Genomic DNA, 14,278 nt, shown 5'->3' with positions numbered 1-14,278 from the left:
GTCTGCCGCGGGCAGCGATCTTCATCCGCGCCTGATAGAAAGCGGACGTGGCGATTCGGGTGGTGGTGGCCGACGATCAGGAACTGGTCCGCAGCGGGTTCGCGATGATCCTGGACGCGCAGCCGGACATCGAGGTGGTCGGCGAAGCCGGCGACGGCGCGGCGGCCGTGGCGCTGACCCGTTCGCTGAGTCCTGACGTCGTGCTCCTGGACGTGCGGATGCCGGTGATGGACGGCATCGAGGCCGCGCGGCAGATCACCGCCGAGGGCGGCAGCCGCATCCTCATGCTCACCACCTTCGACGTCGACGAGTACGTGTACGACGCGCTCTACGCCGGCGCCTCCGGCTTCCTGCTCAAGGACGTGCGCCGCGACGACCTGGTGCACGCGGTCCGCGTGGTCGCCGCCGGGGACTCGCTGCTGGCGCCGTCGGTCACCCGCCGGCTGATCGCCGACGTCACCTCCCGCCGCCCGGCCCGCGCCGGAGACCCGGGCGCCGCGCCCTCGGCCCGGCTCGACGCCCTCACCCCGCGCGAGCGCGAGACCCTGCTGCTGATGGCCCGCGGCGCCTCGAACGCCGAGATCGCCGCGCGCCTGTTCGTCAGCGAGCACACGGTGAAGACCCACGTCAGCAACATCCTGATGAAACTGGGACTGCGCGACCGCGTCCACGCGGTGATCTTCGCCTACGACAGCGGGCTGGTGACTCCCTCTCCGGAGGGATGACTCACTCGATCTACCTACCCCGGCGGTCCCCTCCCGCGCGGGATCACAGGGCCCTGTCCGTGGCCGGACAGTGGGGGCATGTTGAGACGCGCTGCAGAACTCGCCATCGCCCGGCCCAAGACCGTGGTCGCCGTGTGGGTCGTGGTCCTGATGGTCGGTCTGGGCCTGGGCGGGTCCGTGTTCGGCAAGCTCGGCGGGCTCGGGGCGCACGTGCCGGGCAGCGAGTCCCAGGTGACCGCCGACCGGCTGGACAAGCTGGACCCCGGCTCGGACACCATCGACGGCCTGGTGACCTCCACGACCCCGGGCAAGGTCATCGCCCCGAACGCCGCGTTGCAGGGCCGGGTCGCCGCCGCCGTGGCCGATCTGCGCCGGATCCCGGGCGTCGCGCAGGCGACCGACTCCGTGGAGAACCCCGCCACCACCGGCGACGGCCAGGTGGTCGCGATCCCGGTGACCTTCGTCAGCGGGATCTCCTCGCACGATGAGAACGTCGCCGCCAAGGCCGCCGAGGCACGCCTGCGCGCCATCGCGTCGCCGGACTTCCAGGTCCGTGTCGGCGGCGGTCCGCTGATCAGCGACGCGCTCAACAACACCGCGCAGTCCGACGCCAGCAAGGCCGAGCTGATCTCGCTGCCGATCGTGCTGCTGTTGCTGGTCGTGGTGTTCGGCGGGCTGCTCGCGGCGTCGCTGCCGCTGGTGTTGGCGGTCTGCGGCGTCGCGTCCACGCTGCTGGTGTTGTACGGCTTCAGCTTCACCACCGACCTGTCGGTGTACTCGGTGCAGATCACGACGATGCTGGGCCTAGGACTCGGCGTGGACTACGCGCTGCTGATGGTGACCCGGTTCAAGCAGGAGCGAGTCGGCACGCCGGACATCGCCGACTGTGTGCGCCAAACAGTCTCGGCCGCCGGTCGCACGGTCTTCTTCTCCGGACTCACCGTCGCGGTCAGCCTGGTCGGGCTGGTCGTGTACCCGGCGCCGTTCCTGCGCAGCATGGGCTTGGCGGCGACCGTCGTGGTGGCGGTCGACATGCTCGCGGCGGTGACGCTGCTGCCCGCGCTGCTGGCGAAGTTCGGACACCGGATCAAGCCCGCGAGCCCGAAGCGCTCGGAGGGACGCTGGTTCGGGCAGTTCGCGGCGGGCGTGGCGCGGCGTCCGCTGCCGGTGCTGGTGGTGATCGCCGCAGGGTTGGTCACCGTTGCCGCCCCGGTGCTGTCGCTGACGCTGAGCCCCGGCGACGCGCGTGAGCTGCCAGCCAGTTCGGAGGCGCGGCAGGTGTACGACCTGAGCGTGGCGCACTTCCCCGGGCAGAGCGCGGCCAATCCGCTATATGTGTTGGTCGAAGGCGGTGCCACGAAGCCCGCCTACCTGACGCACCTGCGATCGCTGCCGGGCGTCGTGGATTCGGCGCAGAAGACGTACCCGGACGGCAGCGCGGTGCTCCAGCTGACGCCTGCCGGGACGGTGAACGGCAAGGTGGCGACCGGGCTGGTGCAGACCATCCGGGGGGAGCATCAGGGTGCGTACGTGACCGGGGACAGCGCGCACCTCGTGGACTTCCGGCAGATGCTGGTCGACCGGCTCCCGTACGCCACCGGCGTGGTGCTGGTGTCGGTGTTCGTGCTGCTGTTCCTGTTCACCGGTTCGGTGCTGATCCCGCTCAAGGCGGTGCTGACCAACCTGCTGAGCATCGGCGCCTCGCTGGGCGCGATGGTGTGGGTCTTCCAGCAGGGGCACTTCGCCGGGCTCTTCGGCGCCGGGCTGAAGGGCGGCCTGGGCGCGCTGGACGTGACGGTCCCGCCGCTGCTGATCGCGGTCGCGTTCGGCCTGTCGATGGACTACGAGATCTTCATCCTCGGCCGGATCCGCGAGGCCCGGCTGGCCGGCGAGCCCGCGCGTGAGGCGGTGGTCACCGGCGTGCGGCACACCGGCCGGGTGGTGACGTGCGCGGCGGCGCTGCTGGTGATCGTCTTCGCCTGCTTCATGACCGGCGGCGCGGCGCCGATCCTGGAGTTCGGCTTCGGGCTGACGTTCGCGGTGCTCGTCGACGCCACGCTGGTCCGCATGCTGCTGGTGCCCGCGGTGCTGGCGCTGCTCGGCGAGCGCGCGTGGTGGGCGCCGCGGGCGCTGCGCGGGGTGCACGAGCGGTTCGGGGTCGCCGAGGCGCCCGAGCCGGTCGCGGAGGAGCTGCTGGAGCGGGTCTGAGCGGGCCGCTCTGCGCGGAACGCGCTTGATCTGGAGTATACCGCCGGGTACGGATGTCCAACGGGCTGTCAGGGCCCTGTGGGCGTTCGTGCCCGGCTCAGGTGGTGGAGGCCTGAGTTTCCGACGCCGGTGCCGGTGCCGGTGCTGGTGCCGGTGCCGGCACAGACCGCGGCGCCGCCGCCGGATTCTCCACCTTCGCCACCGCCCGGGTCACCACTTGCTTCGTCAGATCCGCGTCGGTGTTGCCGAAGTCGGTGTCCGCCACGTACAGCAGGGTGTTGCCGACCCGGACCAGCACCAGGTCCACCTGCGCCGGGAGATCGTCGACCTCTGCGACGACGCGGATCGCGGCGCTGGCGTCGCCGGTGTGCGGGAAGGACAGCTGGGTGACCAGGAAGTCGTAGCTGCTGCCGTCCTTGTCCGTCTCGGTGAGCCGGGTGCAGCTGTGCATCGCCTGGGTCACCGAGACCAGCAGCTTCTGCGCGGCCTCCGGGGTGGCGAAGCCGGCCAGGCCGGTGGCGATGTTCGGGCCGAACTGCGAGCGGGTGAACGAGGCGTCGGCGGCGGACAGCGCGCCGGCCGGGTGGCCCTGGCTGTTCATCAGGTCGGTCATCGAGCGGCAGTCCGGCTCGGTCGAGGACATCTCGCCGTTCGCGTCCTCGGTGTCCTCGTCGGCGACGAAGCCGGCCGGCATGTCCGCCGGGGTCAGCAGGCGGGCCTGCAGCTCGGCGGCGGTCGGTGCGGCGGGCGCGGCCGGCGCCACGGGCTGCTGCGGCGCGGCGGCGGCCGGTTTCGCCGAGCCCTTCGAGGCTCCGCAGCCGGCCGCGGCGCCGAGCGCCAGGAGCACGGCGGCCGCGAGGGCCGCCCGTCGGTCACGAGCCATGGGTCATCGTCCGCCGGGAGTCAGGGCGTCAGCCGCCGGGACGCCGCGGTGCGGTCACCCTTGTCGGTCACGGTCGTCACTCTTCCGGAGCAGTGGTCACCACGACGCCGTCCGGCGTCAGGGCGACGGTGTGCTCCCAGTGTGCGGCGTAGGAACCATCCTTCGCCACGACCGTCCAGTCGTCGGCGAGGACCCGGGTCTTGTTCTTGCCCAGGGTCAGCATCGGTTCGATGGCGATGGCCATGCCGGTGGCGAGCACGGTGTTCTCGCCGCGGACCGGGTAGTTGAACACCATCGGCGCCATGTGCATGGACGAGCCGATGCCGTGCCCGCCGTAGTCGCGGACGATGCCGTAGCGGCGCGGCTGCGAGCGGGTGGAGGAGTCGATCGCGGTGGAGACGTCGTTGAGCGCGACGCCTTCCTTGACCGCGTTGATGCCGGCCCACATCGCCTGCTCGGTGACCCGGGACAGCTCGGCGAGCTCCGGGGCGACCTCGCCGACGGCGACGGTGATCGCGGCGTCGGCGTGCCAGCCCTTGGTGTTCCAGCGGCCGTCGGCGGCCCGTGCGGCCTCGTCCGGGATGATCGCGCCGCAGTCCAGGGAGATCAGGTCCCCCTCGCGCAGCACGCGCGAGCCGGGGATGCCGTGCACGATCTCCTCGTTGACCGAGGCGCAGATCGACCCGGGGAAGTCGCCGTAGCCGAGGAAGGACGGCGCGGCGCCCTGAGAGCGAATGGATTCCTCGGCGATCCAGTCCAGCTCACCGGTGGTGATGCCCGGCCGGACCGCCGAGCGCAGCAGCGCCAGCGTGCGGGAGACGACCTTGCCGGCCTGCTTCATGGCCTCGAACTGCTCCGGGGTCTTCAGCTCGATGATGCCGTCGTCGTCGCCGTGCGCGTGCATGTGTGGGAGTTCCTTAGGGACTGCGGGAGGGTACGGCCGGTGGAGCTCAGCCGCGGGCGGCGTCGACCGCGGCGAACGCACGGCCGGTGATGACGTCGACCTCGCCGGTGGCGTCGATCGTGGTCAGCACGCCCTGCTCGCGGTAGTAGTCGATGATCGGGGCGGTCTCGGCGGCGTAGACCTCGAGGCGGGTGCGCACCACGCCCTCGGCGTCGTCCGAGCGCTGGTAGAGCTCGCCGCCGCAGATGTCGCACACCGCGCCGTCCCGCGAGGGGCTGTAGTCGACGTGGAAGATGTGCCCGGAGTCGTTGCGGCACAGCCGGCGCCCGGAGATCCGCTTGATCACCTCGTCGTTGTCGACCTCCAGGTCGAGCACGACGTCCAGGTAGGCCTTGCCGGAGGAGGGCGTGACACCGTTGTCGGCGAGGATCTCGTCGAGCTCCTCGGCCTGCGCGACGTTCCGCGGGAAGCCGTCGAGCAGGAACCCGGCGACCGCGTCCGGCTGCGAGAGCCGGTCGCGGACGATGTCTATGGTGAGCTCGTCCGGGACCAATTGGCCGGCGTCCAGGTACTCCTTGGCCTTCACGCCCAGCGGGGTGCCCTGGGAGATGTTCGCCCGGAAGATGTCCCCGGTGCTGATCTTCGGGACCCCCAGGTGCGAGGCGATGAACGAGGCCTGCGTGCCCTTGCCCGCACCCGGCGGTCCGACGAGAACGATACGCACTAGATGAGGAACCCTTCGGCGTCAGTGGGACGGGCGACGGGGTGCCGCCCGCTGTGGGTGAGGCGCGTCGACGCCGTTGTCATCACCGCCGTCACCGCAGGAAGCCTTCGTAGTTGTGCTGCTGGAGCTGGGACTCGATCTGCTTCACGGTCTCCAGGCCGACGCCGACCATGATCAGGATGGTCGTGCCGCCGAAGGGGAACTTGCCGCTGGCGTGGAACTCGGCCAGGGCGATCATCGGGATGATCGCGATCACCGCCAGGTACAGGGCGCCGGGCCAGGTGACGCGGGTGGAGACGTACTGCAGGTACTCGGCGGTCGGCTTGCCGGCGCGGATGCCGGGGATGAAGCCGCCGTACTTCTTCATGTTGTCGGCGATCTCGTCGGGGACGAAGGTGATCGAGACGTAGAAGAACGCGAAGCCCAGGATCAGCAGGAAGTAGGTCACCGAGTACGCCAGCGAGTAGCCGTTCGTGGTCATGCCGAACTCGCGGTTCACCCAGTGCGCCCACCCCTTGGTGGCGTTCGGGTTCGTGAAGTTCGCGACCATCAGCGGCAGCTGCAGCAGCGAGGAGGCGAAGATGACCGGGATGACGCCGGCTTGGTTCACCTTCATCGGGATGTAGGTCGAGGAGCCGCCGTACATGCGCCGTCCGACCATGCGTTTGGCGTACTGCACCGGGATCCGGCGCTGGCCCTGCTCGACGAAGACCACCAGACCGACCAGCAGCATGCCCATCAGGAGCACGCCGAAGAACACCGGCCAGCCGTCCATGGTGGTGGAGCCCTGCTTGATCGACCACAGGGAGGACGGGAAGTTCGCGGTGATCGAGGTGAAGATCAGCAGCGACATGCCGTTGCCGATGCCGCGGTCGGTGATCAGCTCGCCGAGCCACATGATCAGCGTCGTGCCCGCGGTCAGCGTGATGACCATGACGGCCATCCCGATCCAGTCCACCTTCTGGAAGATCACGTTCGTGCCGGAGCAGCCCGGGCCCAGCAGGGCCGACGGGTTGTTCTTCATCAGCGTGAGCATCGTGGTGGACTGCAGGATCGCCAGCCCGATGGTCAGGTACCGGGTGTACTGCGTGATCTTCGTCTGGCCGGCCTGGCCCTCCTTCTTGAGGGCTTCCAGGCGCGGGATCACCACGGTCAGCAGCTGCAGGATGATCGAGGCCGTGATGTAGGGCATGATGCCCAGCGCGAAGATCGACAGCTGCAGCAGCGCCCCGCCGGAGAACAGGTTGATCAGACCCAGCGCCCCGTTGCCCTGGCCGCTGGCCTTGCTGATCCCCACACACGCGCTCAACGCCTTGGTGTCCACGCCCGGCGCCGGGATGTGGGCGCCCAAACGGAACAGGGCCATGATGCCGAGCGTGAAGAGCAGCTTCTTGCGCAGGTCGGGCGTACGGAACGCCCGAGCGAATGCGGTGAGCATGGTCCTCCTGCGCCTTGACGCGACAGATTGTCAAAGGGTCCTGATGACCGCGCACCACGGGCTCCACGCACGTACGCGGGGCTCCGAGGGCACACGGGGTCGGGTCGGGGTGATGGCCGACCTGCGCCATCTTACGCATAGCAGGGAGAAGAAGGCGAGCGTCGGGTAGGGGGGTTCGGCGCAGGGTGCCCGGCGCGTTACTGGGGGTCGGGGTGGGGGCGGCCGCACGCGGACGCCGTCAGGCGCTTTGATCTGTACTTTCGCGCCGCCGACGGCGCACACATGCGGCTGAGAGGACGACGCCTTGCCACTGCCGGGGGAGGCGTGATCGACGCGCAGGTCGCCACCGCAGCGCTGACAAGCGCCCACTTGCGAGAGGGCGGCCGATGAGGCGGGAGTGCGAGGCGCGCCCGGCACGCCATTGGTACGACCGCGGACTGCGGGACGGCTTGCCAAGGAAGGGCGCGATCGGTTGCCAGGGGCAGGATCCAGCAGGATCCAGGCGGTGAGGGGCGACGGCTCGCACCGAGTGTTCGCCCATGGCAGACAAGCAGCCGCCAAGCACCCGACAAGCAGCCGATAGAGCAGCAGATAGAGCAGCCGACAAGTATCAGCCGGTTCCTCAAATCGGGCCAGGCAATCGGAGTGCGCGAGCGACAGCACCTTGAGCCCAGCTGCTCGGGCTCGCGGGCTGATTCCCGCGCGCGAACCGGTTCCGCGCAAAAGACCTGCGGCCTGTACCGGCCCGCTCGCACCGGTCACCTATATACAGCGCCGAAAAAGGCGCTGCCCCGAGCCGTTTCGACTCGGGGCAGCGCCCACATCCAGCTCTGGGCCTGTCGGCTCAGATCTCCTCGGCGGAGCCGCCGGCCGCGGCCAGCTTCTCCTTCGCGGAGGCGGAGAAGGCGTGCGCCTTCACCTGCAGGGCGACCGACACTTCGCCGGTGCCGAGCACCTTGACCAGTTCGTTGTCGCGGACCGCGCCCTTGGCGATGAGGTCCTCGACGGTGACCTCGCCGCCGGCCGGGAACAGGGCCGAGAGCTTGTCCAGGTTCACGACCTGGAACGTCACCTTGAACGGGTTCTTGAAGCCGCGCGCCTTGGGCAGGCGCATGTGCAGCGGCATCTGGCCGCCCTCGAAGCGGGCCGAGACCTGGTAGCGGGCCTTGGTGCCCTTGGTACCGCGGCCGGCCGTCTTGCCCTTGGAGCCCTCGCCGCGACCCACGCGGGTCTTGGCGGTCTTGGCACCGGGGGCCGGGCGGAGGTGGTGGACCTTCAGGGTCATGTCAGTCGACCTCCTCGACCTTGACCAGGTGGCGAACGGTGTGGACCATGCCGCGGAACTGCGGGAGGTCCTCCTTCACCACGGTGTCGTTGATCCGCTTCAGACCGAGCGACCGGAGGGTGTCCCGGTGGTTCTGCTTGGTCCCGATCTTGGAGCGGGTCTGCGTGATCTTCAAACGGGCCATGTCTCTCAGCTCCCCACACCGGCGCGGGCGCGCAGGAGGGCGGCCGGGGCCACGTCCTCCAGCGGGAGCCCGCGGCGAGCGGCGACTTCCTCGGGGCGCACGAGGCCCTTCAGCGCCGCCACGGTCGCGTGGACGATGTTGATCGGGTTGTCCGAGCCGAGCGACTTGCTCAGCACGTCGTGGATGCCCGCGCACTCCAGCACGGCGCGCACCGGACCGCCGGCGATGACGCCGGTACCGGGGGCGGCCGGCTTCAGGAGAACGACGCCCGCGGCGCGCTCGCCCTGAATCGGGTGCGGGATCGTGCCCTGGATGCGGGGGACCTTGAAGAAGTTCTTCTTGGCCTCCTCGACGCCCTTGGCGATCGCGTCGCGGACTTCCTTCGCCTTGCCGTAGCCGACGCCCACGGTGCCATCGCCGTCGCCGACGATCACCAGGGCGGTGAAGCTGAAGCGGCGGCCACCGCGCACGACCTTGGCCACGCGGTTGATCGTGACGACGCGCTCGATGTGCGCCGACTTCTCCACCGGTGCCTGGTCCCCGCGACGGTCACGGCGCTCGCGGCGGTTGTTGCCGCCCTCGCCGCCGCCACCCTGGTTGTTCTGCCCACCGAAGCCGCCTCCGCGGCGCTGCGGACCAGCCATCAGAGGCTCCTTCCGTTAGTGCTCTGCGTGCTCACAGTTCCAGCCCTGCTTCCCGGGCGCCGTCGGCCACCGCGGCCACCCGGCCGTGGTACTTGTTGCCGCCGCGGTCGAAGACGACCGTGCCGACACCCTTGGCCTTGGCCCGCTCGGCGACGAGCTTGCCGACTTCCTTGGCCTTGGCGGTCTTGTCGCCGTCGCCGGTGCGCAGGCCGGACTCCATGGTGGAGGCCGAAGCCAGCGTCACGCGGGTGACGTCGTCCACGACCTGCGCGACCATGTGGCGCGCGGAGCGGGTGACCACCAGGCGCGGACGGAGCGCGGTACCGGAGACCTTCTTGCGGACGCGCAGATGGCGACGCTTGACAGCGTTGCGCTTCTTCGCCGAACCCTTGCCGATCTTGACTGCGAAAGCCATTACTTCTTCCCAGCCTTTCCGGCCTTCCGGCGGATGACCTCGCCGGTGAACTTGATGCCCTTGCCCTTGTACGGGTCGATCTTGCGCAGCTTCTTGATGTAGGCGCAGGTCTCGCCCACCAGCTGCTTGTCGATCCCGGACACGGAGAACCGGGTGGGGCTCTCCACGGCGAAGGTGATGCCGGCGGGCGCCGGAACCGGAACCGGGTGGCTGTAGCCGAGGGCGAACTCCAGGTCCGAGCCCTTGGCGGTCACGCGGTAACCGACACCGGAGATCTCCAGGCTCTTGGTGTAGCCCTGGGTCACGCCGATGATCATGTTGTTGACCAGGGTGCGCGACAGACCGTGGCGCTCCTTGGCGATCCGCTCGTCGTTCGGGCGCGAGACGACCAGGTTGCCGTCCTCGCCCTTCTCGATCGTGATCGGGTTGACGACCGTGTGCGACAAGGTGCCCTTTGGACCCTTGACGGTCACGTCCTGGCCGTTGATGGTGACGTCGACGCCGGTGGGAACCGGGATCGGCAGCCGTCCAATACGAGACATAAGTGCTTCTCCTCCTTCCCTTACCAGACGTAGGCGAGGACTTCGCCGCCGACGCCCTTGCGGGCGGCCTGGCGGTCGGTCAGCAGACCGGTCGAAGTCGAGATGATGGCGACACCGAGGCCGCCGAGGACCTTCGGCAAGCCGGTGCTCTTGGCGTACACGCGCAGACCCGGCTTCGAGATGCGCTTGATGCCCGCGATGGAGCGCTCACGGTTCGGGCCGAACTTCAGCTCGATGGTGAGGGACTTGCCCACCTCCGCGTCCTCGACCTTCCAGGAGGCGATGTAGCCCTCCTGCTTGAGGATCTCGCAGATGTGCGTCTTGATCTTGCTCGACGGCATGGTCACCTGGTCGTGGTACGCCGAGTTGGCGTTCCGCAGACGGGTGAGCATGTCCGCGATCGGGTCGGTCATGGTCATGGTTGGCCGTAGGCCTTCCTCGCCGTGGTATCCCCGCGCTGCTCACGCTCTGTCCGATCTAGAGCGCACATACGCGGGGACCTGCGGCGTGTAGTAGTTACCAGGAGCTCTTGGTCACGCCCGGCAGCTCGCCGGCGTGCGCCATCTCGCGCAGGCAAACCCGGCACAGGCCGAACTTGCGGTAGACCGAGTGCGGGCGACCGCACTTGGAGCAGCGGGTGTAGCCGCGCACCTTGAACTTCGGCTTCGCGAGAGCCTTGTTGATCAGGGCCTTCTTCGCCATGTGATCACGCCTCCTTGAACGGGAAACCGAGGAGGCGCAGCAGGGCGCGACCCTCGTCGTCGTTGCGGGCGGTGGTCACGACGGTGATGTCCATGCCGCGCACTCGGTCGATCTTGTCCTGGTCGATCTCGTGGAACATCGACTGCTCGTTCAGACCGAACGTGTAGTTGCCCCGGCCGTCGAACTGCTTGGGCGACAGGCCACGGAAGTCGCGGATACGGGGAAGCGCGATCGACACCAGCCGGTCGCAGAACTCCCACATCCGGTCGCCGCGCAGCGTCACGTGCGCGCCGATGGGCTGGCCCTCGCGCAGCTTGAACTGCGCGATGGACTTGCGGGCCCGGGTCACGGTCGGCTTCTGGCCGGTGATCGCCGCGAGGTCGCGGACGGCGCCGTCCATCAGCTTGGAGTCGCGGGCGGCGTCGCCCACACCCATGTTGACGACGATCTTGGTCAGACCGGGGATCAGCATGACGTTCGGGAAGCCGAACTGCTCCTTGAGCGCCGGGGCGATCTCCGAGCGGTAGCGCAGCTTCATACGCGGCTGCACCGAGGTCTCAGTCTCAGTCACGGTCATGTCAGATGTCCTTACCGGTGCGCTTGGCGTAACGGACGCTGCGCGTGACGGTCTTGGTGGAACCGTCGGCGAGCGTGCGCTCCTCCTCCACGCGGCGGTAGCCGACACGCGTGACGACCTTGACGCCCTCGTGCTCGACGACCAGCATCACGTTGGAGACGTGGATCGGGGCCTCGATGGTGATGATGCCGCCGGTCTTGCTCCCGCGGACGGACTGGCCGACCTTGGTGTGCTTCTTGACCCGGTTGACGCCCTCGACCAGGACCTTCTCGGTGTCCGGGAAGGCCTGGATGACCTTGCCCTGAAGACCCTTGTCCTTGCCGGTGATGACCTGGACCAGGTCACCCTTCTTGATGTTCAGACCCGTCATGGTCACAGCACCTCCGGAGCCAGCGAGACGATGCGCATGTAGCGCTTCTCGCGGAGCTCGCGGCCCACCGGGCCGAAGATGCGGGTCCCGCGGGGGTCCCCGCCGTCCTTGATCAGGACGGCCGCGTTCTCGTCGAAGCGGATGTACGAGCCGTCGGGACGCCGGCGCTCCTTGACGGTGCGCACGATGACGGCCTTGACGACGTCGCCCTTCTTGACGCCCGCGCCGGGCAGGGCGTCCTTCACGGTGGCGACGATGACGTCGCCGATTCCGGCGTAGCGGCGGCTGGAGCCACCGAGCACGCGGATGCAAAGGATTTCCTTCGCTCCGGTGTTGTCGGCGACCCGGAGCCGCGACTCCTGCTGGATCACTATCTATCTCCTTCGTCGTGCCGGTTCACAGGGGGCTGCCGCCGGTGTTCGCACACTGCCGGCAGCCGTCCCTGTGCCTGGCCGAACGGACTGGTTACTTGGCCTTCTCGAGAACCTCGACCAGGCGCCAGCGCTTGGTCGCCGAGGTCGGCCGGGTCTCCATGAGCAGGACACGGTCGCCGACACCGGCGGTGTTCTGCTCGTCGTGGGCCTTCAGCTTGGTGGTGCGCCGCACGACCTTGCGGTACTTCGGGTGCTTCTTGCGGTCCTCGACCTCGACGACGATGGTCTTCTCCATCTTGTCGCTGACGACGTACCCCTCGCGCACCTTGCGCGCGCCACGCTCCTCGGTGTTCTCCACCGTCTGCTCGCTCACTTCGCCTCCGAATGTCCGATGCCGAGCTCACGCTCTGTCATCAGGGTGTAGATGCGAGCGATGTCCTTCTTGACGGCGCGCATGCGGCCGTGGTTCTCAAGCTGGCCGGTGGCCTGCTGGAAGCGGAGGTTGAACAGCTCCTCCTTGCTCTCACGGAGCTTCTCCAGCAGTTCGGCGTCGCCGAGCTCGCGCAGTTCGCGCGCGGTGGTCCCGGTCGCCATCAGATGTCACCTGCCTCACGCTTGATGATCCGGCACTTGAGCGGGAGCTTGTGCGTGGCGCGAAGCAGGGCCTCGCGTGCGCGCTCCTCGTTCGGGTACGAGAGCTCGAAGAGCACCCGGCCGGGCTTGACGTTCGCGACCCACCACTCGGGCGAGCCCTTGCCGGAACCCATGCGGGTCTCGGCGGGCTTCTTGGTCAGCGGACGGTCGGGGTAGATGTTGATCCACACCTTGCCACCGCGGCGGATGTGCCGGTTGATGGCGATACGCGCGGACTCGATCTGCCGGTTGGTCACGTACGCCGGGGTCAGCGCCTGGATGCCGTACTCGCCGAACGCCAGGTTGTTGCCGCCCTTGGAGGCGCCGGAGCGACCGGGGTGGTGCTGCTTGCGGTGCTTGACCCGCCGAGGGATCAGCATCACGCCTCCTTAGACTTTGAATCAGACACAGTCTCGGCACTGGCCGGAGCCGGCGCCTCGGTGGCGGCCGGAGCCTGAGCCGGAGCCTGGGACTGCTGGCCGCCGCCGCCGTCGCGACGCGGACCGCGGCCACCGCCGCCGTCGCGGCGCGGGGGACGGCCGCCGCCGTCACGGCCGCCGCCACGGCGGTCGCCGTCGCGGGCCGGACGTCCGGCACGGGCCTCGGCGGCGTTCAGCGCGCGCTGAGCCGACAGCGAGGTGACATCGCCCTTGTAGATCCAGACCTTCACGCCGATGCGGCCGAAGGTGGTCTTGGCCTCGTAGAAGCCGTAGTCGATGTTCGCGCGCAGCGTGTGCAGGGGCACGCGGCCCTCGCGGTACTGCTCCGAGCGGCTCATCTCAGCGCCGCCCAGACGACCGGAGACCTGGACCTTGATGCCCTTGACGCCGGCCTTCATGGAGGACTGGATCGCCTTGCGCATCGCGCGGCGGAAGGCCACACGCTGCGCCAGCTGCTCGGCGATGCCCTGCGCGACCAGCTGAGCGTCGCTCTCGGGGTTGCGCACCTCGAGGATGTTCAGCTGGACCTGCTTGGCGGTCAGCTTCTCGAGCTTGCCGCGGATGCGGTCGGCCTCGGCGCCGCGGCGGCCGATGACGATGCCCGGGCGAGCGGTGTGGATGTCGACGCGGACGCGGTCGCGCGTGCGCTCGATCTCCACCTTGCTGATGCCCGCGCGGTCCATGCCCTCGGTCATGAGGCGACGGATCGCGACGTCTTCCTTGACGTAGTCCTTGTACAGCTTGTCGGCGTACCACCGGGACTTGAAGTCCGTGGTGATGCCGAGGCGGAACCCATGCGGGTTAACCTTCTGGCCCACTATCGGGTCCTGCCCTTCTGCGCGACGCCCGCGGTCTCCTGGACCACGATCGTGATGTGCGAAGTCCGCTTGCGGATGCGGTAGGCACGGCCCTGAGCACGCGGCCGGAACCGCTTCAGGGTCGGACCCTCGTCCACATAGGCCTCGCTGATGACCAGCGAGCCGCGGAGCTGCTTGTTGTTGCGCGCGTTGGCCGCAGCCGACGCGACGCACTTGAAGACCGGCTCTGCGGCGGCGTACGGCGCGAAGCGCAGGGTGTCGAGCGCCTGCTCGACGTCCTGGCCGCGGACCATGTCCACGACCCGGCGCACCTTCATGGCGGTCATGCGGATGTTCTTCGCCTGGGCAATAGCCTCATTGCCCGCGAGGTCCTTGGCCTTGTTCTCAGCCACGGAAGTCACCTCCAGCTACG

21 protein-coding genes are annotated in these 14,278 nt (G+C 68.9%); 2 read left to right on the top strand and 19 right to left on the bottom strand.

Translation table 11 applies throughout. From position 1 onward, the window contains the following. Nucleotides 1-47 precede the first annotated feature (47 nt). Both CACI_RS04730 and CACI_RS04725 read left to right on the top strand, forming a co-directional pair. Nucleotides 48-725 (top strand): response regulator, encoded by a 678-nt coding sequence (locus CACI_RS04730; RefSeq protein WP_041540049.1) that lies wholly within the window; start codon nucleotides 48-50, stop codon nucleotides 723-725. Nucleotides 726-803: 78 nt separating this feature from the next. Further along, on the top strand, nucleotides 804-2,933 hold the full coding sequence (locus CACI_RS04725) for an MMPL family transporter (protein ID WP_012785182.1): 2,130 nt from the start codon (nucleotides 804-806) through the stop codon (nucleotides 2,931-2,933). Nucleotides 2,934-3,030: 97 nt separating this feature from the next. Here the strand turns inward: CACI_RS04725 and CACI_RS04720 are convergent, their stop codons facing one another. The 19 genes from CACI_RS04720 to rplV form a co-directional block, all read right to left on the bottom strand. Beyond that, nucleotides 3,031-3,816, bottom strand: a complete 786-nt coding sequence (locus CACI_RS04720) for a sensor domain-containing protein (protein ID WP_012785181.1) — start codon at nucleotides 3,814-3,816, stop codon at nucleotides 3,031-3,033. 76 nt (nucleotides 3,817-3,892) lie between these two features. After that, complete coding sequence (gene map, locus CACI_RS04715) at nucleotides 3,893-4,720, bottom strand: type I methionyl aminopeptidase (protein ID WP_012785180.1); 828 nt, start codon at nucleotides 4,718-4,720, stop codon at nucleotides 3,893-3,895. Nucleotides 4,721-4,766: 46 nt separating this feature from the next. Continuing rightward, complete coding sequence (locus tag CACI_RS04710; protein ID WP_012785179.1) at nucleotides 4,767-5,444, bottom strand: adenylate kinase; 678 nt, start codon at nucleotides 5,442-5,444, stop codon at nucleotides 4,767-4,769. Between the two features lie 91 nt (nucleotides 5,445-5,535). After that, the gene (secY, locus tag CACI_RS04705; RefSeq protein ID WP_012785178.1) at nucleotides 5,536-6,882 is read right to left on the bottom strand and encodes a preprotein translocase subunit SecY; all 1,347 of its coding nucleotides are present in this window, start codon (nucleotides 6,880-6,882) and stop codon (nucleotides 5,536-5,538) included. 844 nt (nucleotides 6,883-7,726) lie between these two features. Next, nucleotides 7,727-8,167: a 50S ribosomal protein L15 gene (gene rplO, locus CACI_RS04700; protein WP_012785177.1), complete on the bottom strand. Its 441-nt coding sequence runs from the start codon at nucleotides 8,165-8,167 to the stop codon at nucleotides 7,727-7,729. Nucleotide 8,168: 1 nt separating this feature from the next. After that, entirely contained in the window at nucleotides 8,169-8,351 is a 183-nt protein-coding gene (gene rpmD / locus CACI_RS04695) for a 50S ribosomal protein L30 (protein ID WP_012785176.1), read from the bottom strand. A gap of 5 nt (nucleotides 8,352-8,356) precedes the next feature. Further along, nucleotides 8,357-8,995, bottom strand: a complete 639-nt coding sequence (rpsE, locus tag CACI_RS04690; RefSeq protein ID WP_012785175.1) for a 30S ribosomal protein S5 — start codon at nucleotides 8,993-8,995, stop codon at nucleotides 8,357-8,359. A 31-nt stretch (nucleotides 8,996-9,026) separates the two neighbouring features. Next, nucleotides 9,027-9,410, bottom strand: a complete 384-nt coding sequence (gene rplR, locus CACI_RS04685; protein WP_012785174.1) for a 50S ribosomal protein L18 — start codon at nucleotides 9,408-9,410, stop codon at nucleotides 9,027-9,029. Next, a complete protein-coding gene (rplF, locus tag CACI_RS04680; RefSeq protein WP_012785173.1) occupies nucleotides 9,410-9,952 on the bottom strand; it encodes a 50S ribosomal protein L6 in 543 nt (180 codons plus the stop codon). Before rplF ends, rplR begins: the two co-directional genes overlap by 1 nt. A 20-nt stretch (nucleotides 9,953-9,972) precedes the next feature. Next, nucleotides 9,973-10,371 (bottom strand): 30S ribosomal protein S8, encoded by a 399-nt coding sequence (gene rpsH, locus CACI_RS04675; protein WP_012785172.1) that lies wholly within the window; start codon nucleotides 10,369-10,371, stop codon nucleotides 9,973-9,975. A gap of 97 nt (nucleotides 10,372-10,468) precedes the next feature. After that, nucleotides 10,469-10,654 (bottom strand): type Z 30S ribosomal protein S14, encoded by a 186-nt coding sequence (locus CACI_RS04670; RefSeq protein ID WP_012785171.1) that lies wholly within the window; start codon nucleotides 10,652-10,654, stop codon nucleotides 10,469-10,471. A gap of 4 nt (nucleotides 10,655-10,658) precedes the next feature. Continuing rightward, nucleotides 10,659-11,231, bottom strand: a complete 573-nt coding sequence (gene rplE / locus CACI_RS04665; protein WP_012785170.1) for a 50S ribosomal protein L5 — start codon at nucleotides 11,229-11,231, stop codon at nucleotides 10,659-10,661. A 1-nt stretch (nucleotide 11,232) separates the two neighbouring features. Then, nucleotides 11,233-11,592, bottom strand: a complete 360-nt coding sequence (rplX, locus tag CACI_RS04660; RefSeq protein ID WP_041541149.1) for a 50S ribosomal protein L24 — start codon at nucleotides 11,590-11,592, stop codon at nucleotides 11,233-11,235. Nucleotides 11,593-11,603: 11 nt separating this feature from the next. Continuing rightward, entirely contained in the window at nucleotides 11,604-11,972 is a 369-nt protein-coding gene (rplN, locus tag CACI_RS04655; protein WP_012785168.1) for a 50S ribosomal protein L14, read from the bottom strand. A gap of 94 nt (nucleotides 11,973-12,066) precedes the next feature. Next, a complete protein-coding gene (gene rpsQ / locus CACI_RS04650) occupies nucleotides 12,067-12,348 on the bottom strand; it encodes a 30S ribosomal protein S17 (protein ID WP_012785167.1) in 282 nt (93 codons plus the stop codon). Beyond that, entirely contained in the window at nucleotides 12,345-12,569 is a 225-nt protein-coding gene (gene rpmC / locus CACI_RS04645) for a 50S ribosomal protein L29 (protein ID WP_012785166.1), read from the bottom strand. Before rpmC ends, rpsQ begins: the two co-directional genes overlap by 4 nt. Further along, a complete protein-coding gene (gene rplP, locus CACI_RS04640) occupies nucleotides 12,569-12,988 on the bottom strand; it encodes a 50S ribosomal protein L16 (protein WP_012785165.1) in 420 nt (139 codons plus the stop codon). Before rplP ends, rpmC begins: the two co-directional genes overlap by 1 nt. Then, nucleotides 12,988-13,866 (bottom strand): 30S ribosomal protein S3, encoded by an 879-nt coding sequence (gene rpsC, locus CACI_RS04635; RefSeq protein WP_012785164.1) that lies wholly within the window; start codon nucleotides 13,864-13,866, stop codon nucleotides 12,988-12,990. The genes rplP and rpsC overlap by 1 nt, the downstream gene beginning before the upstream one ends. Beyond that, on the bottom strand, nucleotides 13,866-14,258 hold the full coding sequence (gene rplV, locus CACI_RS04630; protein WP_012785163.1) for a 50S ribosomal protein L22: 393 nt from the start codon (nucleotides 14,256-14,258) through the stop codon (nucleotides 13,866-13,868). Before rplV ends, rpsC begins: the two co-directional genes overlap by 1 nt. Nucleotides 14,259-14,278: the final 20 nt, after the last annotated feature.

It is taken from the genome of Catenulispora acidiphila DSM 44928 (assembly GCF_000024025.1).
GTDB lineage: Bacteria > Actinomycetota > Actinomycetes > Streptomycetales > Catenulisporaceae > Catenulispora > Catenulispora acidiphila.
This window is presented reverse-complemented; position numbering and strand designations above follow the sequence as displayed.

Coding starts and splice junctions, on each gene's coding strand:
- rplF (WP_012785173.1), bottom strand. CDS start 9,952: ATGTCTCGTATTGGACGGCTGCCGATCCCGGTTCCCACCGGCGTCGAC.
- rpsE (WP_012785175.1), bottom strand. CDS start 8,995: ATGGCTGGTCCGCAGCGCCGCGGAGGCGGCTTCGGTGGGCAGAACAAC.
- rplO (WP_012785177.1), bottom strand. CDS start 8,167: ATGACCCTGAAGGTCCACCACCTCCGCCCGGCCCCCGGTGCCAAGACC.
- rpsH (WP_012785172.1), bottom strand. CDS start 10,371: ATGACCATGACCGACCCGATCGCGGACATGCTCACCCGTCTGCGGAAC.
- rpmD (WP_012785176.1), bottom strand. CDS start 8,351: ATGGCCCGTTTGAAGATCACGCAGACCCGCTCCAAGATCGGGACCAAG.
- CACI_RS04720 (WP_012785181.1), bottom strand. CDS start 3,816: ATGGCTCGTGACCGACGGGCGGCCCTCGCGGCCGCCGTGCTCCTGGCG.
- CACI_RS04725 (WP_012785182.1), top strand. CDS start 804: ATGTTGAGACGCGCTGCAGAACTCGCCATCGCCCGGCCCAAGACCGTG.
- CACI_RS04670 (WP_012785171.1), bottom strand. CDS start 10,654: ATGGCGAAGAAGGCCCTGATCAACAAGGCTCTCGCGAAGCCGAAGTTC.
- rplP (WP_012785165.1), bottom strand. CDS start 12,988: ATGCTGATCCCTCGGCGGGTCAAGCACCGCAAGCAGCACCACCCCGGT.
- secY (WP_012785178.1), bottom strand. CDS start 6,882: ATGCTCACCGCATTCGCTCGGGCGTTCCGTACGCCCGACCTGCGCAAG.
- map (WP_012785180.1), bottom strand. CDS start 4,720: ATGCACGCGCACGGCGACGACGACGGCATCATCGAGCTGAAGACCCCG.
- rplR (WP_012785174.1), bottom strand. CDS start 9,410: ATGGCTTTCGCAGTCAAGATCGGCAAGGGTTCGGCGAAGAAGCGCAAC.
- rpmC (WP_012785166.1), bottom strand. CDS start 12,569: ATGGCGACCGGGACCACCGCGCGCGAACTGCGCGAGCTCGGCGACGCC.
- rplE (WP_012785170.1), bottom strand. CDS start 11,231: ATGACCGTGACTGAGACTGAGACCTCGGTGCAGCCGCGTATGAAGCTG.